Here is a 25,831-nt window from a genome sequence, read left to right on the forward strand (position 1 = left end):
AACGCCTTGATTTTTAGGGGCGACCACTCTGGAAATGTTGTGTTTTCGACACCTTAGGAAGGTAGACGGCGTTATTCAATGTATAGTCACGCGGCGGTGCGCCGGACGGTGTCATGCGCTCGGCGAACGGTTCTGTCACGGGTTTCCTTAGCAGGCGGGGATGGCCCCGGAGCCTGGTCGAGGTCCCGTCGAGCGGCCCCGATAGGGTCGGGCAGCGTGAGCGACCCATTGGCTGTCATCGCAGGAATGCCCGGAGTGTCCGAGGCGGTCACCGACGCGCGCAAGGCCGTCGACCGGCTTTACGGGCACCGTGTACTGCGGCGTAAGAGCCCGGAGGTGTCGGCCAGGTCCGCTCTGCGCGGTGCCCGCGCGTCAGCCGCACTGGAAGGCGTGGACATCCCGCTCGATGTCATCCCCGAGGTCACCGACCCGGTGGTACAAGGCGCGCTGCGCGTCTCGGCCGAACTGGGGCGGCTTGGCCCGACCTGGCGCACGGCGCCCCGCCAGGTGCTGGCCAGGCTGCACACGCTCGCCGCCTCGGGGCTCACCAAGGACCTCGGCCGCCCCCGGGCCACGGCCGAGGCGTCCGATCCACTCGGTCTGGGGGCCGCGCCCGAACCGCAGGAGGCGGTGGCGCGGGTGGACGGTCTTGTCCAGCTGGTGACGGCCTCCTCGAAGGCGCCGGCGCTGGTGCTCGCCGCCGTCGTGCACGCGGAACTGGCGGTGTTGCGCCCGTTCGGGTCGGCGGACGGGGTGGTCGCGCGGGCGGCGGAGCGGCTGACGCTGGTGGAGTTCGGCCTGGACCCGAAATCGCTGGTGGCCGTCGAGGTGGGCCACCTCGAACTCGGCCCGGCCTACGGGGAGGGACTGCGGTCATACCTGAGCGGTACCCCCGAGGGCGTGGCGGCGTGGGTACGACACTGTGCGACGGCGGTCACGCTGGGCGTGCGTGAGGCCACGGCGATCTGCGAGGCCATGCAGCGAGGCTGACCTCCGGGGAAGGCTGACCTCTGAGGAGCGAGGCTGACCTCTGGGGGAGGCGCCGATCCCAGCAGGGGGGCGGACGGTCACGGCAGGGGGGCGGACGGTCGCGATGAGGGCGGTCGGGCACCTCGGTGGCCGCTACCCGCGCATGTCCGATCACCCGGGGTCGTCGATTACGGACACCCACCGAACACCTGTCCACACGAGCCGACGGCGCCCCTGGTAGGGGGCGCCGTCGTCGGCACGTTCCTACCGGGTTACCAAGCGTGCACCTGATAATCGTTGAAACGGGACAAGCCCGCTTCAACGCGCCTCCCGCGGCTGACGGCGCGTGGGTACCCGGCGGTCGTGCCCGGACACGTGGTCCGTGCAACCTTTGTACGTCCGATCCGCGCTGATGGGAACCCCTAGGGGCAAAACCTTTGCGGATCGAGGGACATTAATCAGCAAACCCATCCTTATGCCGCCCTGTGTCGTGCGAGGTCGACCGATGCCGCCTGCGGCGGGCGGGCCGGGGCTCCGGTGCGATCACTGAACGTAGTCGGGGTTCGCCCGCGCGGGGAGCGTGCCCGGGCCGGGCCATATCCGGAGACTGGATCGTTACACTAAAAAACTAGTGGAAATTGATGATTACTCCTCGACGAAACTTGAGTTGATCGGGCAGCATGAGTTGGTATCTCCCCAACCTGGAGTAAGTGCGCACAGGTTGCACCGCAATCCCTTGCCATGCTCCGGTTGGCCGTTGAAGCTTTCTTCTGAAACGGGACCGGCTCTACCCCCCCGGAGCCGGACCGCTCGGCGACCCCCGCCCTCCCCCCGGCGGGGGTCGCCTTTTTTCCGGGCCACCGCTCCCGTCCCGGTGGCACCACCCTCCCGGCCCGCTCCTTCTCGGTACGAGGGCCCCGGGGGTGACGCTTCGGCACGTGAACGTGCGAGGCGGACCCACTGAGGTGTTCGGCACTTGTTCGCTCGGCACTTGTTCGCCCGGTACCCGTTCGCCCGGTACCCGTTCGCCCGGTACCCGTTCGCCCGGTACCCGTTCGCCCGGTACCCGTTCGCCCGGTACCCGTTCGCCCGGTACCCGTTCGCCCGGTACCCGTTCGCCCGGAATCCGTTCGCCCGGCACCTGGAGGTCTTCGTGCTCGTGTGCCTCCCAGGTCGGACTCACGGCCGCTGGTTTTCCACAGGCCGGGTCACCCCGGAGCAGGTTGTCCACAGTACGGCGTTCGGTACCTCGGGGATGGGGGGCCGTCGCGGAAAGTGAGGTCCCCGCATCCCAGGAGGTATCCGTGGACCGCCCGCTGGTCATCACCGAAGACCATGATCTGCTCGATGACCTGCTCCGTGTCGCCGCCGCGGCCGGAATCGAGCTCGACGTCGCCCACGCGCCCGCACACGCCCGGCCGCACTGGAACCGTGCTCCGCTAGTCGTCGTCGGTGATGACATGGCAGACGCCCTGGCCTCGACCGGACCGCCGCCTCGCCACCGTGTTCTCCTGGTCACCCGCACCCGCGACGACCCCGATACGTGGCGCAGGTGCGTCGCGGTCGGTGCCCAGGCCGTGCTGGAGCTGCCCTCCGCGGAGCGTCAGCTGGTCGACGAGTTCGCCGACGTCGTCGAGCCGCCCGCCAAGCCCGGATTCGTGGTGTGCGTCGCGGGCGGGCGCGGCGGAGCGGGGGCCAGCGTCCTGGCCGGTTCGCTGGCGCTGGCCGCGTCCCGTCGGCGCATCCGCACCCTCCTGGTCGACGCCGACCCACTTGGCGGAGGTCTGGATCTCCTCCTTGGCCAGGAGGAGTCCGACGGAGCGCGCTGGTCGGACCTGGTGGCCCGCGAGGGCAGGGTCAGCTGCACAGCACTCCAGGCGGCCCTGCCGACCTTCGCAGGACTGGCCCTGCTCTCCTTCAGCCGGGGCGAGATCGAGCCGATCCCGGCCGAGGCGATGCGCTCGGTCCTCGAAGCGGGGCGCAGGGGCTTCGATCTGGTGGTCGTCGACCTGCCGCGCCAGCTCGACCAGGCCGCGGTGGAGGCGCTCGGCCGGGCCACCACCACCCTCCTGGTCGTCACCGCCGACGTGCGTGGCGTGCTCGCTGCGGCACAGGTGCTCGTCTCCTTGCGCGAGCACACCGGTGAGGTGCGTGCCGTTGTGCGCAGCGGGGTCCTGACCGACGACGTGGTGACGGGCTCGCTCGGTGTCCCGCACGGCGGTAGCCTCCCCGACCAGCCTCGTCTCGCCGCCGCACTCGACCGGGGGGACGTTCCCCCGCTCGGCCGCCGCACCTCTCTTGGACGGTTCTGCGCCGCTTTCCTACACGAGCTGCTCGGGTCGGACAGGTGAGGCGGGCCGAGAGCGCGGTGACGGTCTCGCCGGAGCTGGTGGAGGCGGTCCGGGTACGGCTGGCCCGGACGGGAGTCGAGCCCAGTGCCGCGCACGTCGCGGTTGCGCTGCGGGCCGAGCGGGCGATGCTCGGCGACGCGGAGATCCTGGCGGTGGCCCGGGTCCTGTGCGCCGATCTCATCGGAGCGGGGCCATTGGAGCCCTTGCTGGCCGAGGACCAGGTCACCGACGTGCTGGTGAACGGCCCGCGTGAGGTGTGGGTCGACGACGGGCACGGGCTGCGCCTGACCTCGGTCGTCTTCCCCGGCGAAGACGCGCTCCGGCGGCTCGCGCAACGTCTCGCCGCCGCCGCGGGCAGGCGCCTCGACGACGCCTGCCCCTATGCCGACGCCCGCCTGGCAGGAGGTGTCCGGCTCCACGCCGTCCTTCCGCCCGTGGCACCCAATGGCACCTGCCTGTCCTTGCGACTCCCGCCCCGGCGCACCTTCACCCTTCACGATCTGGTCGAGGCGGGTGCGATCAGAGCGGAAAGCGTCGCCGTTCTCACCGCGGTGATCGAGTCGAGGCTCGCCTTCCTGGTCACCGGTGGCACCGGGACCGGCAAGACGACCATGCTCTCGGCCCTGCTCTCCCTGGCGGACCCCGGCGAAAGGCTGCTGCTGGTTGAGGACTCGGCCGAGCTGAGACCGCTACATCCCCACGTCGTCCGCCTGGAGGCACGCCCGGCCAATCTGGAGGGCGCCGGTGGCGTCGGCCTGCATGACCTCGTCCGTCAGGCCCTGCGGATGCGCCCCGACCGTCTCGTCGTCGGTGAGGTAAGAGGTTCGGAGGTAGTTGATCTTCTAAATGCTTTAAACACCGGTCATGAGGGAGGTTGCGGCACCCTGCACGCCAACACCGCGACCGATGTGCCGCCCCGTCTGGAGGCACTGGCATGCGCGGCGGGCCTCAGCAGGGAGGCGGTCCACAGCCAGATCGCCGCGGCTCTGGACGTCGTCATCCACCTCGCTCGCGATCATGCCGACGGGCGCCGCCGGGTCGCCGAGATCTGCATGATGATCCGCCGCCCCTCGGGGCTGGTGGAGGCCGAACCGGCCCTCACCTTCGCCCCGGACGGTCAGGCGACTCCCGGCCCCGGCCTGCCCGCCCTCGCAGCCCGAGCCCCTGGCATTTCCGCCTCGCCGACTCCCCGCCGCAGGCCCTATCCGTCGATGTCACGGTCGGCGGCATGACGGGAGCCGCCCTGGTTCTCGTCACCCTGGCGGCATGGTTGTGGACCGGTGCGGATCCCGGCACCGCCCGCCTGGGCCGCCTGCGCCGTCGAGGCCCGGTCGCCTCGCCCTCTTTGCGGGAGAGGTTCGCCGCTCACTCGCGGCCCTCCCGGCGCGCGGCGACCTGGCGGGTCGCGTCGATCGAGCTGTGCCAGGGCCTCGCCGCCGAACTGGCGGCGGGACGGACGGCCGGTGACGCGCTGGCGCGGGCCGTGCGGGCAGCGGGGTTTCCCGATCCCGAGGCTCTGCGCCCGCTGGTCGCGGCCGCGAGGGACGGTGGTGACGTCCCCGCCGCTTTACTGGCGGTGGCGCCGGAGCAGGGAGGCGAGGCCTTCCGGGCACTGGCCGCCTGCTGGAAGGTGAGCGTGACAGCGGGGGCGGGCCTGGCCGTCCTTGTCGATCGTGTCGCCGCCTCCCTGCGAGAGGCTCAGACCCATCGCCAGGACGTCGCCGCCCAACTCGCGGGACCCCGCGCCACGGCCCGCCTGCTGGCAGGTCTGCCCGTCCTCGGCCTGCTGATGGCGGCCGGTCTCGGCATGCGCCCGCTGCACTTCCTGTTCGGCGGTCCGGCGGGCGTCGGCTGTCTGGTCGTCGGCCTCGCACTCGACGCCTGTGGCCTGTGGTGGACCCATCGCCTGGTCACCCGGGCACAGCGGGGCTGACCTCCCAGTGGTCCGGATCGCGAGAAGGAGAGAAAGTGATCACTCTGCTTGCCGTGCTGCTCGCCGGAATCGCCGCCCGGCTGTGGATCGCCCGGCGCGAACCCGCCGACCGGCTCCGCCGCGCACGGCGCTCAGCACATCCGGCCGAGTTTCCGAAGGCCGAAGCACCCACGTTTTTCCCGGCTACGGGGACGGTTCGAGACTCGTTCGCGGGAACGCTTCGGGATCCGCCTGTGAGAGCGGCTCGGGATCCGTCCATGGGGATGGTTCGGAGTCTGCCTGTGCGGACGGCTCGGAACCCGGTTGCGAGGATAGGCCGGGGTCTGTCCACGGGGACGGCTCGGGATCCGGTTGCGGGAACGGCCCGTGGCCCGTTCGCCGGGATGGCTCATGATCCGGAGGGAGGGCGGCGGCCGAGTCGGGGTGAGATCGCGGCGGCCCTCGCCGTGGGGCTGGCGGCGTTCCTGGCCGTGGGGGGTCTGCCGGGAGCGGTCACGGGGGTGACCGGTGCCGGGATCGCGCTGGCGGTGTTGCGGAGGCGAGAGTCACCCGAGCTGCGCGAGGAACGCGGACGGTTGACGGCGGATCTGCCGCTGGCGGCCGATCTCATGGTCGCCTGCCTGCGCGCGGGCCAGCCGATCACCGGAGCCGTCGAGGTCACGGCGGAGGCGATCGGCGGACCGCTGGGCGAGAGGCTGGCCTGGGTGAGCGGCCAGCTGAGACTGGGAGCCGCACCGGAGGGCGCCTGGCAGGCCCTGGCCTCCGAGCGCTCACTCGCCCCTCTGGCCCGCGCCATGGGCCGGGCCGCGTCGAGTGGTGCACCGGTGGCCGACGTCCTCACCAGGCTGTCCGACGACTCCCGCCGCGCCGCCCGCGCCGCATCGTCGGCGGCCGCCCAACGGGTCGGCGTTCAGGCCGTCGCTCCCCTGGGGCTCTGTTTCCTGCCCGCGTTCGTCTTCCTGGGCATCATCCCCGTCGTGGCCGGCCTCGCCGGCGAGGTGCTCCTTCCCTGACAACCGTCACCAAGGCCACGGCCATCACGGCGTTAACGCCTCCGGGATCCCGGAGGCACTGCCCTGGGTCGCGGGCTCGCTCGCGGTCGCCGGAGGGTTCGCCCGGGTGATGGCGCTGCCGTCAGTGCGGGTAGCAGCACTTAGGGCTACCTGTGCAGGTAGAGTGCCTGTCCTCAGTTCGGGGGAGCTGGGGACGCGGCTTCGACCTCGCGGTCGCATGCGTTGCGGAACACGAGATGGCCTGGCTCTCTTCGGAGAGCCGGGCCATCTTTTTGTTGTACGCCGAGATGGCGCCGGATGAGCGGATCCAGTCAGCTGGAGCGGCCCGCCTAGGAGTCGGTGGGCACCTGTCCGGGCCAGCCGTGCACGCCGATGCCGGTACCCGTGCGATAGAGCTCAACGCCGGCGGTGGTGTACGGCACGGTGTTGTCCGGCAGAATGTCGACGGGCACCCACTCGATCTTGGCGCACTTGTTCGGCTCTGCGTTGACGACCTCGCCGTCCCAGGTGTCGGCGACGAAGAAGAACCCGACCCGGGGCCGTCCTTCTGGGGACAGGTGGTGAACCACGGTGGCCGGTCGCAGGTGAGCTGGGTTGATGACGACCCCAGTCTCCTCGTGGGCCTCGCGGATCGCGCAGTCGATGACGGTCTCGCCGGGGTCGAGGTGGCCGGAGGGCAGGCAGTACAGCCCGTCGGCGTACCCGGTGCCCTGGCGCAGACACAGCAGGATGTGGTCGTCGCGCTGCAGGATCATGTGCACATCGACGGTGACCTGCTGGCGCTGTGTCGTCGTCATGGGGGCGGGGGCCTTTCCCGGCGCGAGTGTGACGCCCGCGACGATAGCTCAAGGATGTGGCTGGTGAGAGCCGAAGCGGCGTCTTGCGGCGATAGATGCCCGGTGTCGATCCGGTGGAAGGCGAACCCGTCGGCGGCCAGGATGTCGCCCAGGTCTTCGTACAGGGTGGCCTCGGCGATGCTGGAACCTTCGTGCTCGAATCGCGAGTGCGCGCCTCGCACAGTGAGTCGTTGTTCCAGGATGGGGGCGGTGGCGGTGACCAGGACGGCCAGGTCTGGCCGGTCGGCCGGTGCGTTGAGCTGGCGGATGTAGTCCAGTGGGACACCGTCGCGGGCCTGGAGTACGTAGGAGGCGGGCACGTACCGGTCGCACACCACGATCTCTCCCTGGGCCAAAGCGGGCCGGATCTCGGTGGCCAGGTGGTGGTGACGGTCGGCGGCCACCAGGCACGCCAGCGCGAGCCCGGAGAACGTCGCGGTGTGCTCGCGGGCCAGCCGCCCGATCAGCGACTGTGACGGCTCCCGGGTGGCGACCGCCTGCAGGCCGGAGTCGATGAGTTGCGTGGTGACCAGCTCAGCAAGGGTCGACTTGCCGGCACCGCCGGGCCCGTCCAGGGTGACGAACAATCCGGGCATCAGGCGGCGCTCCGCGCGGCGCGGGCGTGCTGGTGACGCGCGAGAGCGGTGAGGTGGTGGTGGATCTCCTCTTCGGTGGCCTCGCCGAACTGCAGGCCGGAAGAGAAGTTGAACTCGTCCCGTCCGCGCAGGGCCGCGTCGTCGGCGCCCAGATCGACTGGTGCCGGGCCGGCCGCCGGTGACCGGGGTGCCCATGACGGGGTCGCGCCACATGACGCCGGGCAGGCTGGCCCGGTTGCGGTGATCGGCCAGAAGCTCCACGACGCGGGTCTCACCTTCCCCGATGACCAGGGCGTCGCAGAGGGTCAGCCGTGGATCCGCGAGGATGCGGTCAGGCATGGCCTTGGCGTGGTGGCCGCCGACCATGATGCGGATGTGCGGGTCGAGGGCGGCGGCGATCGTCGCTGTGAGCTCGTAGGTAGGGGCCAGCAGGTTGAACCCGATCCAGCGGGGTGCGGTTCGGTTGATCAGGGCGATGGTGTCGGCAACGGGCAGGCCGTGGGCCTCGGCGTCCAGGACAGCCACGGTGCGCCCTTGGGTGGCGGCGTAGGTAGCGATGTAGGCCATGCCGAGCACGGGCAAGGTGTAGTCGTTGATGCGGGGACGGACCACGTAGTCGCGCAGTGGTGCGTTGACGAGCAGTAGATCCAGTGGTTCAGTCGTGCGAGCTCCCATGATCGGGTCGTGCGTGGTGAGCATGGTGGTCTCCCCAGGCGAGTGTGAGAACGGTCAGGGTGGACAGGGATGGTCCGGCCAGCTCCCGCCATAGGCCGGCGAACATAGGTTCGTCGGCTGGCCAGGTGATGGCCGGGTCGGCGAGCGCCGCCCAGGTGCGGATGGCTAGATCGGAGTAGGGGTACAGGGAGAAGTCGCCGGTGTAGTCAGCGACGGCGGCACCTGCGGTCCACGGGCCGATGCGCGGCACCGACTGCAGGGCCTTGACCAGGACGTCAGCGGGGAGCTGTGCCCACTCGGAGTGGTGGGCCAGGTAGGCAGTGGCTGCGGCCTGGAGCGGTCGGCGTTTGAACGCCATGCCGAGCATGGTGAACTGCTCGGCGTCGAGAGCGAGGGTCTGCTCGGCGGTGGGGATCAGCCACGTGGGCCCGGCGGTCTCGCCGGCGGCGGCCCGGAACACGCGGTGCATCTTCCGGGCCTGGCCGGCGCGGATCACCTGCCGGATGATCGCTGTCGCCAGCGCCTCCCACAGGTCAGGGGTGCGGACTCGCTCGACCTGGCCGAGCCGGTCCAGAGCGGCGGCGAGGCCGTCAGGCACCCTGCCCTCCGGTAGGGCAGCCGGGTCGTAGACGTCGACGACGGGAGCGGCGCCGCTCCCGCGGATCAGCGTGGTCGTGCGGGCGGGTGAGCAGCTGAGCACCCACACCCCTTCGGGGGTGCGCAGACCTCTGACTGGAGCACCGGCGTCGAGGTCCCAGGCGGGATGGTCCAGCATGAGCCAGGTCATGGCGGCCCCTTCGGCTCGAATATCGATTACGTCCGCGCCACCGTATGCAGGACTCGGCGCGGTGCTGCAGGCGAATGGCGTGATCACTTTCTTTGGCTCTGTGGTCTGAGCGGCCCTCCCACTGCTCCTGGTGGGGGCGCCGCTATGACCGGCGCCGCCCTATCGTCGTCCGGCGGGGTCTGGCCCCGCGAGAGGCCCCTGGTCGTGCACCGCCGCCCGCGGGGAGTAGGGGGCGCGGCGGCACGGGAGGCTGGTCGCCGTGCCGCCGCGCCGGCTCATGGTGGGGTCACCGGCTCGGCGTAGTGTTTCCCGAGTCGTGCGGCGATGCGGTGCGCGACCTTCCCCAGGTCGTCGACCGGAGCATGGTCAGCGGGTTCCTCCAGGTGGACGGCGCCCCAGCAGAAGACGGTTCCGGCACGGTCGGCCCACACGGTCAGCTCAGCAATGACCACGAGCCGGGGCTGGCCCTCGTCGTAGGAGATCTCCGGGTAGATCCGGTGGGTGTGCAACTCGGTGCGCAGGCTTTTCAGCGCGGTGATGGCGCTGGCCTGCCGGGTGACCGCGTTCAGCCGGTCACTCGCTGGCGTGCCGTAGGGCGGGATCACGGCCGAGTCCTTTCGTCGGGGTGGGGGCGTGGTCCCGGGATGCGTCCCGGGGCCCCGGCCTCTGGCGAACCCAGGCGGCCGTCAGCAGCGGGGGCGGGCTGCACGGCGCGTGGAGGCAGGGTCCACCAGAGTTCGAGTTCCACCAGTTGCATGCGATCCCACAACTCGGCGGCGCTGACCGCATAGACAGTGCGGCAGCGCGCCGGGTCGGTGCACTGCCAGGCCTCGAAGCGCCGGTGGCGCAGGCTCCACATGACCAGCCAGGTGGGCGCGTGGGCCTGTACCTGCTGGGCGGCTCGGGCCGCGTCGGCGTCAGCGCGGGTCGACATGCTCGGCCAGAATCACGTCGGCCAGTAGCGGCAGCCCACCACGCAGCAGGTCTGCGGCGTCTTTGGCGCGCAGGATGGCGTGGTGCTCGGCGAGCTGTCTGGCAGCCGCGAGCAGTGTCAGCTCGGAGCTGAGCAGCGGGCTGCCGGCGTGGTTGAGTTCGGGGCCGGTCCACCAGAACCGCTCACCGTCGGTGTAGGCCAGCAGTCCGTAGTGGACGGAGACGATGGCGTTGCCGGAGGCGAGTTCGTGGACGTCCGCGCGGATGTGGTGAATCTCGGCCAGTACGGCGGCCAGGTCCTCGGCGTACTGCACGGCGATCGACGGCGCGGTGGCGATCGTCTGGGAAGCGGGACTGCCGCCGTGCCTGTTTGTGGGGGCGTCGCCCTCTGGGGGCGCGCTCATGCGAGGACCTCCCGTTGGTGCGGCTCGTAACGGCGCTGCGGGAAGGTGTCTGGCGCGCGGCCCCGGCCGTGGGTGGCGGGGGCCGTCATCGTCTGGGCGTGATGGACGGGGCGCGTCTGGGCGGGAACGATGGGCGGGTGGACCTTCAGCGGGCGTGCCGATGCCGGGAACGGGCGGCACAGGCCAAGGCGCCGCCGGGTGGCCATGCGGGCGCACACCTGCCGGGGCGTGGGCTGTTCCCAGCAGTGGTCGCGGCGGTGCGGCAGAGTGGATGCGTCATGGGCATAGGGAGCGTGTCCACACCAGCGGCAGCCCAGCGGCAGCGGCGGGGCATCTGCTTTCCAGCGGATACGAATGGTCCTAATCTTGCTCACGGGTCAGGAGTCCCTTCCTGATCAAGGGGCCCGTCCCGGCGTGCGATGCCGTGGCGGGCTCCGACGTTTCCGTGGTTGTGGAGATGTAGCCATCACAACGCGTTAAGTCCGCGCACGAACAGGTGACGGTGGGGGAAACTGAGGGAAAGGCGTGGTTCCCCAGCCCGCGAAGAGGTGCATTGCGATGCCCGAAGTTCCCCCATGGGCCGCACGGCTACGAGCCGAACGACGTGAGCGCGACTGGTCACAGCGCGATCTGGCGCGCGAGCTTGTTGAGGCAGCCAGCGGGGAGATGCGGAGCCGCCTGCCCGCGCGCGAAAGCATCATCCGGAACATCAAGAACTGGGAAGCTGGCGAACACCAACCCAAGGATCCCTACCGCCTGTTGTACTGCCGGGTGTTCGGTCTTGAGGAGGCTGATCTCTTTGGCCTAGCGGAGCCGCAGCGCCGTGACGCCGTAGAGACAGACATAAGTACCATCGACCCCACGCCTTATCCGCCCCACCATGGCCCCGTAGCTCCGGAGCTCGTCATGTACTTCCTCGAACAGCTTCCCGGCCACTACAAAGCCGACATGTGGCTCGGCCCTCGTCACCTCATCCCCACCGTCGCGACCCAGGCCCAGCTCATCAAGGAACTTGCCCAAGCGGCCGACGCGCCCGTGCGTCGCGGCCTGCTGGGCGCCGGTGTCGCCTACGCGGCCCTGCTCGGCTGGCTGTACCAGGACGCAGGAGACCTCAAGCACTCTGGGCTCTGGCGAAGCCTCGCCCTGGACATGGCCCATCGCTCTCAGGATCCGCAGCTCATCAGCTACGCCCTCACCAACAAGGCGATGCTTGCGGTCGACCTGGAGGACGGGCGTACAGTTGTCGACTACGCCGAGGCGGCCATGGCCGACGAGAGTAAGTTGTGTCCGAAGGTACGGATCCTCGCTCTGGTCCACCAAGCGCATGGTCATTCGATGCTGCAGGTGAAGAGCAAAGATCTGGTCGACCGGCTGCTGGACCAGGCCGCCGATCTTGTGGATCGTGTCGACGACGAACATCCGTGGGGCAATGCCTGTCGCCGGACCCTCGGATACATCGACGTCCAGCGAGCGACCGCTTATATCCGGCTGGGCGCATACCGTGAAGCCATCGCGCTCTGGGACAGGATTCTCGGCACGGCGCCGGAGTCGGCCCGGCGCGACAACGGTGTGTTCTGGGCACGCCAGGCAGGCGCTCTGGCTGCGGTCCCTGAACCGGAGCGAGTCGTCCAGATCGCGTCAGTTACTGCGTCGATCGTCGATGGCACCGGATCGGCGAGGCTGCGCCAGGAGCTCAAGGCCATTCCGCGACGAGCGACCGCCTGGGCAGGTACCGCGCCTGGCCGGGAATTGACTGAAATCATCTCTCAGTTCGCCTAACCCATCGACTTGGAGATGCCGATGACCCCTCAGCCACTGTCCGAAGAGGAGATCGCTGCCCATCTGGCCGGGCTGCCGGGATGGGAGCGCGAGGATCACGCCATCGTCCGCAACTTCAAGCACACATATCACGAGTGTGTACATCTGGCTATGTATGTCGCAGCTAAGGCTCGCGAGGTCGGCCATCACCCTGACATCCACATCACCTGGCAGCGGATTCGCTTCGTGATCACCACTCATGACGCCGGAGACCGCCTCACGGCCAAGGACTTCGAGCTTGCCCGCCATATTGACGCGATCGCCGTCGGCCACGGCGCCGAAGGGGTCTGAGCGTACGGTTTCCCTGCGTGCGCTTCGAGCGCGGCAGCGGACGTCTGGGAATGGGAAGCTGACCTGCCGCCGCGCTTGATCGCACCGTATGTGAGGTGTACTACCTTGGCCGCCCTCTGGGGTAGCTATGGCCTGCCTACGCTAGCTCCCTAATCTCCGGTCGTGATCGACAGGGAGGGGGCCATCCCGCCGTACCAGCAGGTCGCCGCCGCGATCCGGAAGCGAATCGCGTCGGGTGAGATCCCACCCGACCGCCGCATCCCGAGCCTGGTGGAGCTGGGAGCGGAGTTCGGTATCGCTCGGGACACCCTCCGCAAGGCTGTCCAGGTCCTCAAGAACGAGGGCCTGGTCGAGACCGTCACCGGCATGGGCATCTACGTGGTCGAACGCACCGACGCCCCACCAACCGGCTGATCGGCGACGCGTCGCGAAGGCAGTCTTCGGCGAGTTACTGGGTTAGCCATTCGCCCTTGTGGTCGGCGAATCCGCTGTTCAGTGCGAACTGGAACTTGCTGATCTTCGTGGACTTCGGTATCTCGAAGACGATGATGCCTTTACGGCTGTCGTCGGCGCTCATGGTGACCGATCCGCTGAACGCCACGCCTTCCTGTACGTCACCGAACGTTGATCGGTATTGCTGGCCTTCAGCGTCGATCAGATGGGCGCCATTCGATGGACTGTCGCTGTAGGCCGCCGACCCGGTGTTGTTGAGGATCAGCTCGACGGCGTACAAGCGGTTGCCCTCCTTCGGCTTGAGAAAGTCGTTCTTCGGAGTCGCGTTTTCGACGACTTTTTCGAGGGTTACGGCGACCTGGAGTTCGGACTCGATCCCCTTCAGGGTGATTGTGCCGCCGACGGCCGCGGCCGAGGGCTTGGTCTCCTGGGTAGGCGCTTCCTCCTGGGGCTCCTGGCTGGTCTCGACGGGAGTTGGCTGTACAGCTCCGCCTTGGCCTTTCTGTGCGGCCCTGGATCGGTCCGACTGCGTGGTTACCGTGGTGTCGCCACCGACGCTGACGACGGCCGCCATGCACCCGAATAGCAGCAGGACGGGAGCACAGACGACGAGGAGCCAGAACACGGGGCCTTGGCTGCTGCGCTTGGGCGGTGGCGGGCCCCCATATCCATAGCCAGGCGGGGGGTAGGGCTGGCCGTACAGTTGCTGTGGGTACTGCTGGGGGTAGCCGGTGGGCAGGTGCTGTGGCTGCCCATAGGGCTGCGTGTGCTGTTGGCGTGGATCCTGCGGGCTGTACGGGTTTGCCATCGTGGCTCCTGGGGCTGGGGATGTGTAAGAGACGTCCCGAGCATTCGCCTGGATGACATGGCCTGCGATTCTTCGCCTGTTTGTGAGTGCCGCCAGGTCAAGCGGTCACGTCGGCTGCCGCTTCCTTGGGTTATCCACAGGTTTTTCCTCAAATCTCCGGGTTATCCACAGAAGATCGATAGGGGCTGTGGACAAGCATCCTGAAATCTCGCCATCTAGGGCCTGAAGTGGCTTCCTCCGGTTGAAGGAGCGTTGCGCGCTTTGGCGTTGTGCCACGTTTTCCCTGGTTATGGAGAGTTCGACGTTCCTTGCGGAAGGGCGGCGGGCCATCACCGACGAAGGGTGACGGATCATCTTCGCGTTCGTGCGGGGTCACGCCGACCCGCGCGCACCGCCCGGCGCCTGAGTGCGGTATCCCCAATTGAGGGGCGGGCCTACGGCGTTATCCACAGAATGACGTTCGGATCGATGGGGCCGCAGGCGTATGGAGAACCCTGGTGTCACCGATGCCGGGCGGTGGGTCAGGCAGGGATCTCCAGGAGGAGCGGATGGCTCGAACGAGCGCGATTCGTGGGCGACGTGATCGGTTGCGATGGCTGCGTGCCCGGTGGGCGCTGCTGACCACCGGCGCGCGACGCGACCGTGGCATGTCCACCGCCGAGTACGCGGTCGGAACGATCGCCGCCTGTGCCTTCGCCGCCCTTCTCTTCAGAAACGCTTGCAAACGGTACTCAAAAAGCAATCTTGGAGGTCTCGCCCCACACGGAGTCGATCTCCACCCATGCGACCTTCGTGTCAGTGCGAAAAATCCTCACCTCGGCGATCAGTTCCGCCGTCATCTCTCGCCGTAGGGCCGCCTCCAGGGTCGGCCACTCCCGGCCCAGGGCGCGCAGCATGGGTACGAACGTGCGAGGGGTCGAGGCCTGGGGCCGGGTGAGCCTCTCGCGTCGGGCTGCTGCGGTTGCTCGCTCGGCCAGGAGCTCGTCGCGGGTCCGCCCGTAGGTGTCTTCGGGGACCAGGTCCATAGCCAGCTTGCGCGTCAGACGGTCCAGGGCCGCGTCCAGGCGCTCGATCTCCGCGTCGAAGGCCTGGATGTCCCCAGGCGCCTCCGCGGGGCGTACAGGGGCCGCCTCGGGGCGCGACTCGATGTCATCAGCCCATGTCATCAGCTGGGTGAGCACGAGGGCCTCCACTCTCAGCCGAAGTACGCTGCGGGAGCGGCATAGCTTCTTGCGCATGTACGCCCCGCAGAAGTAGCGGGCGCCCACCACGCCGCGCTGCGTTGCGATCGTCATCGTCGCCGTACAGTGGCCGCAGCGGATCAGTCCCGAGAGCGGGTAGAGCGTGACCCGCGCCCGTGGCGCAGTGCGTTTGACGCGGCGGCGGCGGCGCCGATATGCCTGCCACTCCTCCTCTGTGATCACGGCGGTGTGGGCTCCCGGGATGTGGATCGTGGTCGGGCAGCCTGAGGGTGTTTGGCATGTGCAGTTCGGGTCATGGGTCTGGATCAGGCCAGCGCCGAATCCGCTGTCCAGAGTGCGCAGGAGTACGCCGCTGGACCACTGCTGGTCACGTGTGCCCCGGATGCCGAGCTCATTGAGCCAGCCGGCCAGCGCCCGGCTGCTGGCGCCGGAGATGTAGCGGCGATACGCCTCGGCCAGGATCGGTCCGACGGTGGGGTTGATCTCGTAGCGCTCGTCACCGTCATCTGGTTGTCGGATGGTCCGGTTGGGCTGCAGCGGGTCAGGGACGCGGCCGCGGAGCACGTAGCCGAATCTGGGGCGGCCGTTGGCGGGCAGGCCGCGAGCTCGTCGGTTTTCATGCGCCTCGGCCCACTGTTCACCGGCGCGATCACTTTCGAAGGCGGCGATTTCCATGAGCATGCCGCGAGTTAATTTGCCAACGGCGGTACGGGCGTCGACTTCCTCGGTGGCGGATTGGAGCTCGCCACCGGCGCGGTTGATGCGGCCGAGGTTGACGGCGTTGCCGGTGCGGGTGCGCCCGTAGCGGGAGTACTTCCAGACCACGATTTCGACGGCGGCTCCGGCTTCGATGGCCTCGATGCCTTCCATGATCTTGCGGTGGAAGGTTCTTCCGGAGGCGTCGAGGTCCTCAATCCAGCGGACGATCTTCCGGTTCTGCCGGCGAGCCCAGTCGTCGATGGCGTTGCGTTGGATGTCGGGGGAGATCTGCTCCTCTTGAAGCATGGACACGCGGATGTAGCCGATCGCGGGGATGGGCTCAGCGGGGGTGGTGGTGCGCGGGGGCATGCGGGCTCCCGTGGGGTTGGGGATGGGGGTCCCGGGCGGCTCGTAGCAGGGATACGAGCCGGCCGTCCGGGTCTAGGCCCAGGGGTGAGAGTTGGTGTTGTGTGGGTCGTCGCCGCCGCTCAGAGCCAGCACCATGCCGCGCAGCATGCCGGTGCGTGCGATGTGGATCTCGCGCTCGTTGGTGAGCTGGGTGCCGAGTCGGTCGGTGGCCTTGTCCACATGGGTGTTGGTTCGGTTCGCGTGTTCATCAAGACGGGTGATGATCTTGGTGGTGTTGTTGTTGACGCTCTGGTTGAGGCGATCCAGGCGTTCGGTGATGCGCTGTAGGGCGGCGATAATTCCGATGCCTGTGGCCCCGGCTACGGTTACAACTGCGGCGCCGCAGAACGCAAGGTCAAAATTTTCAGGCGGTAGTACGTGTGGGGCGCCGACTGTATAGATACCGCCGACGACTCCCAGTGTGATGGCGATCCGTGTGGCCCTTTTCGGAGTCACGGATTCCCCTTTCGTTGCTCTTATGCTACTCCTGTGCCTTTCGGTGAGTTGTGGACGCTTCAGTGTGCTTGGTGGGTTACATGTTCCCCGTGGTTCTTTCGGGGCTTCACGCAGGGAACGCTACCCACAGTGGGGCACGGGTTACATTAAGAGCTCATGTCTGATTGATCCGTCAAGGATTTCGGATCCGCCAAATCCCCTCTCATCAGCTTGCCCCAAATCAGGCGTCGCCGAATTTGGGCGCGACGCCATTCCTCCATTTCCTGCTCTGTCACCCGATCCAGTTTTGCCCGCTCTTCCTGCGTCATCCCCGCCTCACTCTCGGCGAGCAGCGCCAAGAGCTGCGCGGTGCTGAGCGTGCGATACGCCTCCTCGAGCTCCCCCAGGGAGTAGTCCTGCACGCTGGGAAGCCCGGCCGCCCTCGCCGCGGCCGCTTCCATCAGGGATCCGCCCTCGCCGGGCAACGGGGTGGGGTTCCCGCCGGCGAGGGTGCGTTGGATGGACCCGGGCGCCCACTGGAGGGCCTCTTCGAGGCGTGCCTCGACGATGTCACTGATGCCGGCCCCGCCGTTCCGGAAGCGCCGCAGGTGTGTCGTGCTGATCTGCGCCCGAGCGGCGATCTCCTCCCACTGCAGGCGCAGGGTTTTACGTCGCTGCTCCATCAGGGCGGCGAGGGCTTGGACGGCCTCGCTGGTGCTGTTCATCGGCGGCCCTCCGCGGGGCGTCTAGTGCGGCACTGTGCGCACTGTACCGCACATTCCCAGATCAGAAGGGGTTTCTGACAGGACTTAGTCGCGTCCAGTTACGGACATGTGCGGAGATGTGCGGTTTGTTGCGGTGCACCGCACATGTGCGGTACGTTTCGGACATGGCAACCGCAACACGCAGTTTGAGCCTCCCCTTCAACGGGCTCCGCGCCAGACACTTCCGGGAAAGGCAGGGCCTCACGCTGACCCAGCTGGCCAAGCGCTGCGAGGAGGCGGGTCTGCGCATCAACCACAGCACCCTGTCCCGCTACGAGGCCGACCATTTCGGTCCCACCGTGACCCGATTCCGGGTGCTGGCCACGGCGCTCGGAGTCGAGCCTGAGGACCTGTGCGGCCCGCTTCCGGACGTGCCGGACGACCAGGACGCCGCTCCCTCAGGGACACGCTGATGTCGGCCTACCGCGACATCCTCCGCCCCGAACAGCGCCCGCTCTACGACCAGGCCATCGGCGGCGCCGCAAGCATCCTCGGCCGGGCCCGAGGAGTTCGAGACTCCCTCACCCCCGAGGAAGCCGCTGAGCGCGCCTACGTCCCTGGCGGACCCTCCCGCGAGGAGATCGCCGCGCTCATCCGCCAGCTCCGCGCCGAAACCCACACACAGCCTCTCCAGGGCGCTGCATAACCCCCGAACCGCTGAAGGAGCACCCCGAGGAGACCCCGTGAGCTCGTTCTTCCGCCCTGCGCCGCCTGGCTACGCGGACGTGTGGATTACGGCGTTGGCTGCCCGGTTCCAGGAGGACCGCGACGACGAGCTCGTGGAGTACGTCCTCGTCGCCTGACCTTGTGCGGGCCTGGCCGATGGCACGACCAGGACCCGCCGACCCACCCGCTCATGAGACGTGAAAGAGAGAGCAGGCAAGTCATGACCAGTATCACCCACGCGTCGGCGGTTGCCCCGTCGGTCGCCGTGATGACCGCCGAGGAGTTGGCCGCGTTCGCGAAGCGGCTCACGACGCTGACGATCGAGCCCGCTGAGCGGCGCCTCGTGTTCAGCCTCTTCGCGGAGGCGGTCGAGGCGATCGCCTCCACGGCCAACACAATCACCTACGGCATCACCGAAGAGACACCGGTCTGCGGTCTGCTGGCCTCCCCGGACGGGGTGTTGCCGCTGGAGGGGCAGGCGGTGTTCGAGGCGTCGGACGCGGCGGGGCTGCTGGCGCAGGCTCGGGACGGGTTCCGAGAGGCGGCGCAGGCCGTCGAGGAGCTCGACCGTCTCGCGTCGCTCGCCGCCCAGGGCGGAGGCCGGGCATGAGCGACTCCCCGATCACCGTGCGCCTGCCGCTTTGCATGCTGGACCTGCTCGTGCCGACCGGCGCGACCCTGCCTCTGGCCTGGGTCGTGCTGCTGGGCCACCGCGAGCAGCTCACCACCGCCCCGGACGGGCGCCCGGTGTACGGCGACGTCACCAGCTGGCAGCCGATCCTGCCGGTGTCCTACGAGGGCCGCGCGGTCGCGGTCGCCGAGCGCCTGGGAGCGGCGTCGCTCGGCAGCGAGCCGGACCAGTGGCTCTGGTACCCGGCGACCGACGACGGCGACCTGCCCATCACGGAGCTGTGGGGCGTGGTCGACGGCAACGATGTGCGGCCCGAGGTGGCCATCGCCCCGCTGACGGCGCTGCTGGCCGAGTCCCAGGACGGGGGCCAGTCGTGAGCGCTCCCGCCCTGGAGGCCGTCACGATGCTGGCCGCCCGCCAGGTCCTGGCCGCTGCCGCCATCCGGCTGGAGGAGTACCCGGCCGCCCGGGTGACATCGGTGGACGTCACCCACACGGTCCTCGCTGCCGCCGACCAGCTGCTGCCCCGCGACCGGTCTGCCGCTTACCACCTGGCCGTCGACGCTCTGGACGTGCTGGGCGAGTACCGGCGGGAGCTGGGTGAGGACCCCAAGGCGCTGGACCGGTGGACCACCGTCTACAGCCGCGTCGAGATGGTCGCGCAGATGCGCGCCGCCGCCAACACCACCACCACCGAGAGCGGAGACCAGGCATGACCCCCACCGCCACCCTCACCGTGACCGCCCAGCAAGTCGCGGCCCGCGCGCTCCTTGACCTGCTGGGCCAGGACCTGCCGGGCGCGACCTGGACCCTCTGCCTCTACACGGGCTTGCTCAGCGGGCAGCCCGACCACCAGCCGCCGCTCAGCGAGCGGCGGGCCGCCATCACCCGCTACGCGGAGGTCCTCGACGCCACCCCCGAGGTGCACCGCTACTGCAACCCGACCCCTGACCACGCCGGGCGCCTTGGCGTGGACGCCGAGTACCTCGGCGCGCGGATCCGGGTGTGGGTCGGGCTCACGGAGGCGGACGGCGCCGAGCTCGACGCCGAGCAGGCCCTGGCGGTGGCTGATGCCTGAGATCCGCATCCCCGAGGGGCCGATCGAGACCGAGCCGTGGGACGCGATCCGCACCGCCCCCGGCGAGTCCCTGACCGCCGCGTGCCGCACCGCCCTGCTGCGCGAGATGGGCGGCATGGAGGTCGGTGACTGGGATGACGAGCTCCTGGGCTGGCTCGCCAACCAGGACCCGTCCGTCGTCGCCACGATCTGCTCCTGGCTGCGGCGGGTCCGCACCCTCCCGCTACCGGCCATCCCGACCGTGCGCGACGCCACCGAGGCCGAATACCGCGCCGAGCAGACCAACGAGGAGCAGGCATGAGGACCGAAGCCGCCCCGCAACCCGCTGACCGTGTCTTGGCTGCGGTCGCTCAGGTGCTCGTCTACCTAGGTGACGTGCCGCATGACCGCGTCATCATGGCCGCCGCTGTGCTCGCTCGCCGGCAGCCTGAGCTGACCTCGGAGCAGGCGGTGATCACCGCCGCCAACGGGATGTGGGACGCCGATGCCCGCGCCGCGTGGAACGAGGGGCGCAAGCTGCTCGATGAGGCTGAGGCGCGGGTGGTCGCGTGAGCGCCCTGACCGTGTCCAGCCTCGTCGTGGAGGCCCGCCCGTCGGCGGTTGAGGTGGCTGTGCTCCATCTGCCGCCGGGGTCGCTGGCCCGCGTGCACCACCCGGACAGGACCCGCGAGTACACGCCCGGCTTTCCCGACATCCCGTACTACGTGGTGGTTCCCGGCGACAACTCCGCGATCGGGTGGGGGTGGAACGTCGGCTGGTACGGGTCCCTCACCGGGGTCCGGAACGGGCGTCACCGCCTGGACCGGGACGCCTGGCACGCGGCGGCGAAGGCCCTGCGTTCCGCGTCCGTCGTCTACGTGCGCTACGAGGCACTCACCTACTACAGCGCCACCAGGTGGACCGCCGTCGGTGTCCGCGTCGAGGGCACCCTCTCCCTTCCTGAGCAGACCGAGGAGCCCGCGCATGTCTGAGACGGAGATCGCGGAGCGTTTCAAGCGCGAGACCGCCACCCACGTCATGGAGATCAAGCACGACGACGGCCTGTACCGGCACCTGCGGTTCAAGAGCCCGAAGCATGGTCGTTACTGGTTCGACTTGATCACCGTTCCGCACGCCCTGATCTTCCGGGGTGACGGCGAAAGCTTCGTGTTCAGCCGTACCGACGACATGTTCGAGTTCTTCCGCTCCGGCCTCTGGTCGGACGGGTCGCTCCACATCGACGCGGTCTACTGGGCTGGGAAGCTCACCAGCGACCGCGACAGCGTCATGAAGTACTCGAAGGAGCTGTTCGACCAGCAGGTCGCCGAGGAGCTCAAGGAGGCTGAGGCCGACTGGCCTGGGGTCACCAAGGCGTGGGACGAGACGGTCAACGACTTCTTCGCCAGTTACAACACCGAGTACGAGCACGACGCGCGCGCCGCTGTGGACGCCTTCGAGTTCTGGCTTGGCGACGATACCGAGGAGCCTTTCCGCTTCCAGGACACCGGGGAGTGGGAGTTCAAGGACTACCACTGGTGGTTCTTGTGGGCTCTCCACGGGATCGTGTGGGGCATCTCCCAGTACGACCAGGCGAGGGCCGCCGCTGTGCAGGGCGGTGAGCAGTAGTGGGCGCCCCCGCTGTCCTTCCCGCCACGGTCTCCTGGCCGCAGGGTGTGACGCATCTGCGCTCCGGCGGGGTTGCCGCCCTGCTGGAGGTCACTCCGCGCCGGGTGGCGCGCTGGCAGACCCTCGGACTGATCACCGCGTCAGCACTGACCGAGGGCGGGCATCGCCGGTTCACCCGCGCCGACGTCGAGGCATTCCTGCGGGAAGCGTGCTTTGCCTGCCGTCTCGGCTCGGGGGACATCGTGTCCTGCCCCGGCTGGAACGACGGCCGCCCCGTCCGGGTGCTGCGCGTCACCCCGACCTTGCGGGACGGCCTGTACATCCGCTGGCAAGACGTCGCCGTCCGAGCCCACGCCATGGACGTACCGGTCGGCCGTACCCGGCTCGTGCGCCGCCTCCACCAGGGGGCGGCATGAACCACGACGAGGACGAGGACGCCATGAGCGCCTACCTCGCCCAAGGCGAGCCGCACCCCATCCCGGTCGCTCGTGACCCGCGGAACCCCGCCGAGGACGAGATGACTCCGCAAGACGAAGAGACCTACGAGCAGGAGAAAAACACCTGATGGCGATCAACTCCGACTACAACGAGGTCGCGGCGCGGATCGTTGAGGCCCGTAAGAAGCACCCTGAGGGCATCCTCCAGCCGCTCGACCCCGCCACCCCCTACAAGATCGAGACGATCGGCGACAAGACGTTCATCGTCTACGTCGCCGCGTTCTACCGCACCCCGGAGGACACGAAGCCGGGCATTGGGACCGCATGGGAGCCGTTCCCGGGCCTCACGAACTTCACTCGCAACTCGGAGTTGATGAACGCCGAGACGTCAGCGTGGGGGCGCGCCCTGGTCGCGGCGTTCGCCGCCGACGCCAAGAAGGGCATCGCCACCTCGCTGGAGGTTCGCAACCGGGAAGCCGAGCGGCAGGCGCAGTACGGGCCGCCCGACCAGCAGGGCTGGCCTGAGGTGAAGGACCCGGGTGAGCAGCTCGTCACGAAGGCGCTGCTGTCCCGTCTCGCCGCCCAGTTCGCGACGCTCGGCGTCGCTGGGCGCGATGAGGGGTTGATGACGATTGGTGCACTGATCGGCGTACAGGTCACCAGTACCAAGGCGCTGACGAACGCCCAGGCATCGCAGCTCATCGGGGCACTGGACCCGCTGACGAAGGCCGAGGACCCGCCCGCCGCTCTGGCTGCCGCGCTGCGTGAGGCGATGGCGGAGAAGCCGGAGGAGTCGCATGACGACGCCGCGTGAGGCCGCGCTCCGAGTCGCGGTCCTGGACGCGCTGGCGAAGCGGGTGAACAAGTCGCTGGCCGACGCCCGCGGTGAGGCTGAGCAGCTGTTCGCTGTGGCCCGTGCGGGCGGCGCGACACAGATTGAGGTGGCTCTCCCCTCGGGCGCCGCGGTGGGGAAGGTCTCCATCAAGGCCGGTCAGGAGAGCATTCGGGTTGACGAGGCGGCACTGCTGAAGTGGGTGCTCGCCAACCAGCCGGAGGAGATCGAAGCCGAGGTTTCGCCGTCGGCCCTGTCGCGCCCGGACGTGATCGCCTACGTCCGTAAGCTCCACCCGGACCTGATGCGGCAGAAGGTCCGCCCCGCCTACCGGGCGAAGCTGCTGGCCGAAGTCAACGAGTCAGGGGAGCTGGCATCGGAGACGACCGGCGAGGTCGTGAAGGTCTCCGAAACCGTGAAGTCCGACCCGACCGGCGCGTTCGCCCTGACGTTCGAGACGGCAAAGAAGGGCAAGCCGAACGGCCGCGACCAGATCGCCGCCGCCTGGCAGTCCGGAGAGCTGTCCATCACAGAGCTGATCCGGCCGGCGATCGAGGGCGCCCCGGGCGGTGAGTCATGACCGATGTCTTCCAGCGCGCCGAGTCAGGCAGCTTCGAGTTCCTTTCCGAGGACGTGGTCCTCACCCCGGCCGACACCGATGTGTTCCTGAGGCGACTGAACAACGAGTTGGGCCGCTCCCAGCTTGCGGTGAAGCGGGCCCGCGAAGCCGAACTGGGCGCTGAGCGGCGCTACCTGGAGGCTCGCACGATCCTGCTGATGCAGGAGCAAGCCCCTGAGGTGGGGCGCCGTACCGGCCAGGTGAGCCAAAAGCAGTTGGACGACTGGTTCGCGGTCCGTATCTCCGAGGAGTACTGGGAGTTGCGTGAGGCGAAGGTTCTGCGGGCCAACGCCGTGGACTACGCCTGGCAGGTCAAAGCCCAGGTGGAGTTGATGCGGTCCCTCAACGTCAACGCCAAGGCCATGTACGACACCTACCGCGGCGGCGGCCGATGAAGACCCGCGTGCAGGCCTGCTGCAGCAGGGAGACGTTCGCGAACGAGGCTGAGGCCCGCCGGCGTCTGGATCGGATCGTGTCGCTCGGGGTGTCTCGTGTCCTGCCGATGGGGGTGGAGCGGTGCCGCAACGGGTGGCACCTGAAGTTCCCGACCACGGACACGGGGCCGTCGACGAAGCTCCGCACCCTGGTGGAGGCCAGGGATGGGAACCGGTGTGTGAAGTGCGGGAAGCCCACCCCGCGGGATGAGGACTCGCTTCACCATCGGCTTCCTCGGGGGCGTGGTGGAGGCAACACCGCAGAGAATTTGATCTTGCTTTGTGGTACCGGAGTGACCGGCGATCACGGTTGGGTCGAGCAGCATCGGGCCGCCTCCTACCGACTCGGCTACCTCGTCGAGTCCGGCCTCGACCCCGCGGACAAGCCAGTCGCGGTCGCCGGCGTGGGCTGGATGTACCCCACCGAAGACGGCAGATGGATAACCCCGCAGGAGTACGGGGCCAATCCGGCGGAGCTGGGCGAGGTGACGTCATGACGGAGTGCCTCGCCCCGCCGGCTGATGGGGAGCGGTGCGGTATCTGCGACGTGGACCTCGCCTTGCAGGTCGCGGACCCGAGGTATGGGTCTCCGCCGGACATGGACGTGCCCGTATGAAGCCCTACTACGAGGACGCTGCGGTGACCCTGTACCACGGCAAGAGCGAGAAGATCCTCCCGCTGCTGGCCGACGCGTCGGTCGACGCCATGGTGACCGACCCGCCCGCCGGAATCGCGTTCATGGGTCGCACCTGGGATGGAGACAAGGGCGGGCGGCGTCAGTGGATCGCCTGGCTCACTGAGGTCATGGAGCAAGCCCGCCGGGTCCTCAAGCCCGGCGGCCACGCCCTCGTATGGGCATTGCCCCGCACCTCCCACTGGACCGCCACCGCGTTGGAAGACGCCGGATTCGAGATCCGCGACTGCATCGTCCACATCTACGGGTCGGGGTTTCCCAAGTCTCTGGACGTGGGCAAGGCGATCGATCGGCAGCGCAACGATCGCGACGCCATCGTCGCTGTGACCGCGTTCGTCCGTCAGGCCCGCCTCTCCTCTGGTGCGACCATCGCCGAGATCGACGCCGCGTTTGGCACCAACGGCATGGCGTGGCGCTGGTCCACCGTCAAAGAGAGCCCGGCCGTACCGAACTGGGAGCAGTGGCTCAAGCTGAAGGGGCTGCTCGGGTTCGGCGATGACATGGACGCTGAGGTGTGGCGTCTCAACGGGCGCAAAGGGCAGCCGGGCGAAGCATGGGATGACCGTGAGGTCGTGGCTCAGGGGTATCGCATCCGCCGTGAGTCTGCTGTGCAGATAACAGGGCTTAGTAACGGCACCTACGACATCACTGCCCCAGCGACGGACGAAGCACGCCAATGGTCAGGATGGGGGACGGCGCTCAAGCCGGGCTCAGAGCATTGGTGGCTGGTCCGAAAGCCGCTCGCGGGGACGGTCGCCGCCACGGTGGTGGCGTACAGCACGGGCGCCCTCAACATCGCGGCGTGCCGGGTCGAGCCGACCGGGGAGTCTCGGCCGCGCGTGGGCGAGAAGTCACAGGAACGCCGGTACACCGATCAGGGCGGCACGAACTTCGCCCCGCTGCCCGGCGTGCGCGGCGGGGACCCGGCCGGGCGGTGGCCGACGAACGTGGTCTTTTCCCATTCGGCGGGTTGTGTCGAGGGGCAGGGGTGTGAGGCGGACTGCCCGGTCGGTGAGCTCGACCGGCAGAGCGGGGTCCTGAAGTCCGGCGCCAACCCCACCCGCCGCAACTCCGATAAGTTCCGCGACGCTTACGGCACTTTCACCGGCCAGCAGGAATGTGTACCAGCCCGAGGCGCTGATGCAGGTGGCGCGTCCCGCTTCTACCCGACGTTCCGCTACCAGGCCAAAGCCCCCGCCAGCGAACGGCCGAAGGTTGGCAGCATCGCACATCCCACCGCGAAGCCCCTCAACCTCATGCGATGGATGTGTCGCCTCATCACCCCGCCTGGCGGGGTGGTTCTCGATCCGTTCGTTGGATCTGGCACCACGTTGGAGTCTGCTCTCGCCGAGGGCTTCCAGGCGATCGGCATCGAGCAGGAGGCCGACTACCTGCCGCTGATCATGCATCGGCTGTCCAAAGATCTACAACTCCCCATCCTCTGACCTTGTGTCGGCCCTG

At 68.7% G+C, this 25,831-nt stretch carries 37 protein-coding genes and 1 pseudogene; 27 read left to right on the forward strand and 11 right to left on the reverse strand.

Going from position 1 to position 25,831, the window contains the following annotated elements:
* Positions 1–216 precede the first annotated feature (216 nt).
* The 5 genes from OG884_RS18190 (at position 217) to OG884_RS18210 (ending at position 6,266) form a co-directional block, all read left to right on the forward strand.
* The gene (locus OG884_RS18190; protein ID WP_326646554.1) at positions 217–990 is read left to right on the forward strand and encodes an oxidoreductase; all 774 of its coding nucleotides are present in this window, start codon (positions 217–219) and stop codon (positions 988–990) included.
* Positions 991–2,273: 1,283 nt separating this feature from the next.
* Positions 2,274–3,320 carry a septum site-determining protein Ssd gene (gene ssd / locus OG884_RS18195; protein WP_326646555.1) on the forward strand — a complete coding sequence of 349 codons (1,047 nt, stop codon included), beginning with the start codon at positions 2,274–2,276 and terminating at the stop codon, positions 3,318–3,320.
* Positions 3,317–4,552, forward strand: coding sequence for a TadA family conjugal transfer-associated ATPase (locus tag OG884_RS18200; protein WP_326646556.1), 1,236 nt, complete (start codon positions 3,317–3,319; stop codon positions 4,550–4,552). Before ssd ends, OG884_RS18200 begins: the two co-directional genes overlap by 4 nt.
* Positions 4,549–5,253 carry a type II secretion system F family protein gene (locus OG884_RS18205; RefSeq protein ID WP_326646557.1) on the forward strand — a complete coding sequence of 235 codons (705 nt, stop codon included), beginning with the start codon at positions 4,549–4,551 and terminating at the stop codon, positions 5,251–5,253. The genes OG884_RS18200 and OG884_RS18205 overlap by 4 nt, the downstream gene beginning before the upstream one ends.
* Positions 5,254–5,636: 383 nt before the next feature.
* The gene (locus OG884_RS18210) at positions 5,637–6,266 is read left to right on the forward strand and encodes a type II secretion system F family protein (protein WP_326646558.1); all 630 of its coding nucleotides are present in this window, start codon (positions 5,637–5,639) and stop codon (positions 6,264–6,266) included.
* A gap of 329 nt (positions 6,267–6,595) precedes the next feature.
* On the opposite strand, the gene OG884_RS18215 is transcribed toward OG884_RS18210, so the two are convergent.
* The 7 genes from OG884_RS18215 to OG884_RS18245 form a co-directional block, all read right to left on the reverse strand.
* Positions 6,596–7,063, reverse strand: a complete 468-nt coding sequence (locus tag OG884_RS18215) for an NUDIX hydrolase (RefSeq protein ID WP_326646559.1) — start codon at positions 7,061–7,063, stop codon at positions 6,596–6,598.
* On the reverse strand, positions 7,060–8,397 hold the full coding sequence (tmk, locus tag OG884_RS18220; RefSeq protein ID WP_326646560.1) for a dTMP kinase: 1,338 nt from the start codon (positions 8,395–8,397) through the stop codon (positions 7,060–7,062). The genes OG884_RS18215 and tmk overlap by 4 nt, the downstream gene beginning before the upstream one ends.
* Positions 8,354–9,160, reverse strand: a complete 807-nt coding sequence (locus OG884_RS18225; RefSeq protein ID WP_326646561.1) for a hypothetical protein — start codon at positions 9,158–9,160, stop codon at positions 8,354–8,356. Before OG884_RS18225 ends, tmk begins: the two co-directional genes overlap by 44 nt.
* A gap of 275 nt (positions 9,161–9,435) precedes the next feature.
* Entirely contained in the window at positions 9,436–9,765 is a 330-nt protein-coding gene (locus OG884_RS18230) for a hypothetical protein (RefSeq protein WP_326646562.1), read from the reverse strand.
* A complete protein-coding gene (locus OG884_RS18235; protein WP_326646563.1) occupies positions 9,762–10,094 on the reverse strand; it encodes a hypothetical protein in 333 nt (110 codons plus the stop codon). The genes OG884_RS18230 and OG884_RS18235 overlap by 4 nt, the downstream gene beginning before the upstream one ends.
* A complete protein-coding gene (locus tag OG884_RS18240; RefSeq protein WP_326646564.1) occupies positions 10,078–10,497 on the reverse strand; it encodes a hypothetical protein in 420 nt (139 codons plus the stop codon). Before OG884_RS18240 ends, OG884_RS18235 begins: the two co-directional genes overlap by 17 nt.
* Positions 10,494–10,871: a hypothetical protein gene (locus OG884_RS18245; RefSeq protein WP_326646565.1), complete on the reverse strand. Its 378-nt coding sequence runs from the start codon at positions 10,869–10,871 to the stop codon at positions 10,494–10,496. Before OG884_RS18245 ends, OG884_RS18240 begins: the two co-directional genes overlap by 4 nt.
* A 184-nt stretch (positions 10,872–11,055) precedes the next feature.
* On the opposite strand from OG884_RS18245, the gene OG884_RS18250 reads away from it, so the two are divergent.
* The 3 genes from OG884_RS18250 (at position 11,056) to OG884_RS18260 (ending at position 13,020) form a co-directional block, all read left to right on the forward strand.
* Complete coding sequence (locus OG884_RS18250) at positions 11,056–12,276, forward strand: hypothetical protein (protein WP_326646566.1); 1,221 nt, start codon at positions 11,056–11,058, stop codon at positions 12,274–12,276.
* 21 nt (positions 12,277–12,297) lie between these two features.
* A complete protein-coding gene (locus OG884_RS18255) occupies positions 12,298–12,606 on the forward strand; it encodes a 4a-hydroxytetrahydrobiopterin dehydratase (protein ID WP_326646567.1) in 309 nt (102 codons plus the stop codon).
* 162 nt (positions 12,607–12,768) lie between these two features.
* Positions 12,769–13,020 carry a GntR family transcriptional regulator gene (locus OG884_RS18260; protein ID WP_326646568.1) on the forward strand — a complete coding sequence of 84 codons (252 nt, stop codon included), beginning with the start codon at positions 12,769–12,771 and terminating at the stop codon, positions 13,018–13,020.
* Positions 13,021–13,054: 34 nt separating this feature from the next.
* Here the strand turns inward: OG884_RS18260 and OG884_RS18265 are convergent, their stop codons facing one another.
* Complete coding sequence (locus tag OG884_RS18265; protein ID WP_326646569.1) at positions 13,055–13,633, reverse strand: DUF4352 domain-containing protein; 579 nt, start codon at positions 13,631–13,633, stop codon at positions 13,055–13,057.
* Between the two features lie 782 nt (positions 13,634–14,415).
* Between OG884_RS18265 and OG884_RS18270 the strand changes: the two genes are divergently transcribed.
* Entirely contained in the window at positions 14,416–14,718 is a 303-nt protein-coding gene (locus tag OG884_RS18270; RefSeq protein ID WP_326646570.1) for a DUF4244 domain-containing protein, read from the forward strand.
* Here the strand turns inward: OG884_RS18270 and OG884_RS18275 are convergent.
* The 3 genes from OG884_RS18275 to OG884_RS18285 all read right to left on the reverse strand — a co-directional run bounded on the left by OG884_RS18275 (position 14,599) and on the right by OG884_RS18285 (position 17,336).
* Positions 14,599–16,137, reverse strand: a complete 1,539-nt coding sequence (locus OG884_RS18275) for a recombinase family protein (protein WP_326646571.1) — start codon at positions 16,135–16,137, stop codon at positions 14,599–14,601. The genes OG884_RS18270 and OG884_RS18275 overlap by 120 nt on opposite strands.
* 72 nt (positions 16,138–16,209) lie before the next feature.
* Positions 16,210–16,632, reverse strand: a complete 423-nt coding sequence (locus OG884_RS18280) for a hypothetical protein (protein WP_326646572.1) — start codon at positions 16,630–16,632, stop codon at positions 16,210–16,212.
* Positions 16,633–16,778: 146 nt separating this feature from the next.
* A complete protein-coding gene (locus OG884_RS18285) occupies positions 16,779–17,336 on the reverse strand; it encodes a hypothetical protein (protein ID WP_326646573.1) in 558 nt (185 codons plus the stop codon).
* Positions 17,337–17,500: 164 nt separating this feature from the next.
* Here OG884_RS18285 and OG884_RS18290 point away from each other — a divergent pair, with 164 nt between their 5' ends.
* The 18 genes and pseudogenes from OG884_RS18290 (at position 17,501) to OG884_RS18370 (ending at position 25,815) form a co-directional block, all read left to right on the forward strand.
* On the forward strand, positions 17,501–17,788 hold the full coding sequence (locus tag OG884_RS18290; protein ID WP_326646574.1) for a helix-turn-helix domain-containing protein: 288 nt from the start codon (positions 17,501–17,503) through the stop codon (positions 17,786–17,788).
* A complete protein-coding gene (locus OG884_RS18295; protein WP_326646575.1) occupies positions 17,788–18,021 on the forward strand; it encodes a hypothetical protein in 234 nt (77 codons plus the stop codon). Before OG884_RS18290 ends, OG884_RS18295 begins: the two co-directional genes overlap by 1 nt.
* Before the next feature lie 240 nt (positions 18,022–18,261).
* Positions 18,262–18,651: a hypothetical protein gene (locus OG884_RS18300; RefSeq protein WP_326646576.1), complete on the forward strand. Its 390-nt coding sequence runs from the start codon at positions 18,262–18,264 to the stop codon at positions 18,649–18,651.
* Positions 18,648–19,049: a hypothetical protein gene (locus OG884_RS18305; protein ID WP_326646577.1), complete on the forward strand. Its 402-nt coding sequence runs from the start codon at positions 18,648–18,650 to the stop codon at positions 19,047–19,049. Before OG884_RS18300 ends, OG884_RS18305 begins: the two co-directional genes overlap by 4 nt.
* Entirely contained in the window at positions 19,046–19,387 is a 342-nt protein-coding gene (locus OG884_RS18310) for a hypothetical protein (RefSeq protein WP_326646579.1), read from the forward strand. The genes OG884_RS18305 and OG884_RS18310 overlap by 4 nt, the downstream gene beginning before the upstream one ends.
* Complete coding sequence (locus OG884_RS18315; RefSeq protein WP_326646580.1) at positions 19,384–19,749, forward strand: hypothetical protein; 366 nt, start codon at positions 19,384–19,386, stop codon at positions 19,747–19,749. The genes OG884_RS18310 and OG884_RS18315 overlap by 4 nt, the downstream gene beginning before the upstream one ends.
* Positions 19,742–20,050 (forward strand): hypothetical protein, encoded by a 309-nt coding sequence (locus tag OG884_RS18320; RefSeq protein ID WP_326646581.1) that lies wholly within the window; start codon positions 19,742–19,744, stop codon positions 20,048–20,050. The genes OG884_RS18315 and OG884_RS18320 overlap by 8 nt, the downstream gene beginning before the upstream one ends.
* Positions 20,047–20,301, forward strand: coding sequence for a hypothetical protein (locus OG884_RS18325; RefSeq protein ID WP_326646582.1), 255 nt, complete (start codon positions 20,047–20,049; stop codon positions 20,299–20,301). The genes OG884_RS18320 and OG884_RS18325 overlap by 4 nt, the downstream gene beginning before the upstream one ends.
* On the forward strand, positions 20,298–20,720 hold the full coding sequence (locus OG884_RS18330; RefSeq protein ID WP_326646583.1) for a hypothetical protein: 423 nt from the start codon (positions 20,298–20,300) through the stop codon (positions 20,718–20,720). Before OG884_RS18325 ends, OG884_RS18330 begins: the two co-directional genes overlap by 4 nt.
* Entirely contained in the window at positions 20,713–21,354 is a 642-nt protein-coding gene (locus OG884_RS18335; RefSeq protein WP_326646584.1) for a hypothetical protein, read from the forward strand. Before OG884_RS18330 ends, OG884_RS18335 begins: the two co-directional genes overlap by 8 nt.
* On the forward strand, positions 21,354–21,770 hold the full coding sequence (locus tag OG884_RS18340; protein WP_326646585.1) for a MerR family transcriptional regulator: 417 nt from the start codon (positions 21,354–21,356) through the stop codon (positions 21,768–21,770). The genes OG884_RS18335 and OG884_RS18340 overlap by 1 nt, the downstream gene beginning before the upstream one ends.
* Positions 21,767–21,919 (forward strand): hypothetical protein, encoded by a 153-nt coding sequence (locus tag OG884_RS18345; RefSeq protein WP_326646586.1) that lies wholly within the window; start codon positions 21,767–21,769, stop codon positions 21,917–21,919. The genes OG884_RS18340 and OG884_RS18345 overlap by 4 nt, the downstream gene beginning before the upstream one ends.
* A complete protein-coding gene (locus OG884_RS18350; RefSeq protein WP_326646587.1) occupies positions 21,919–22,605 on the forward strand; it encodes a hypothetical protein in 687 nt (228 codons plus the stop codon). The genes OG884_RS18345 and OG884_RS18350 overlap by 1 nt, the downstream gene beginning before the upstream one ends.
* Positions 22,589–23,203, forward strand: coding sequence for a hypothetical protein (locus OG884_RS18355; RefSeq protein WP_326646588.1), 615 nt, complete (start codon positions 22,589–22,591; stop codon positions 23,201–23,203). The genes OG884_RS18350 and OG884_RS18355 overlap by 17 nt, the downstream gene beginning before the upstream one ends.
* Complete coding sequence (locus tag OG884_RS18360; protein WP_326646589.1) at positions 23,200–23,637, forward strand: hypothetical protein; 438 nt, start codon at positions 23,200–23,202, stop codon at positions 23,635–23,637. Before OG884_RS18355 ends, OG884_RS18360 begins: the two co-directional genes overlap by 4 nt.
* Before the next feature lie 107 nt (positions 23,638–23,744).
* Positions 23,745–23,948: pseudogene (locus OG884_RS37535) on the forward strand (HNH endonuclease); the annotation flags it as partial.
* 21 nt (positions 23,949–23,969) lie between these two features.
* Positions 23,970–24,173 carry a hypothetical protein gene (locus tag OG884_RS18365; protein WP_326646590.1) on the forward strand — a complete coding sequence of 68 codons (204 nt, stop codon included), beginning with the start codon at positions 23,970–23,972 and terminating at the stop codon, positions 24,171–24,173.
* A 115-nt stretch (positions 24,174–24,288) separates the two neighbouring features.
* A complete protein-coding gene (locus tag OG884_RS18370; RefSeq protein ID WP_326646591.1) occupies positions 24,289–25,815 on the forward strand; it encodes a DNA methyltransferase in 1,527 nt (508 codons plus the stop codon).
* The last annotated feature ends 16 nt before the right edge of the window (positions 25,816–25,831 follow it).

It is taken from the genome of Streptosporangium sp. NBC_01755 (assembly GCF_035917995.1).
Taxonomy (GTDB): Bacteria; Actinomycetota; Actinomycetes; order Streptosporangiales; family Streptosporangiaceae; genus Streptosporangium.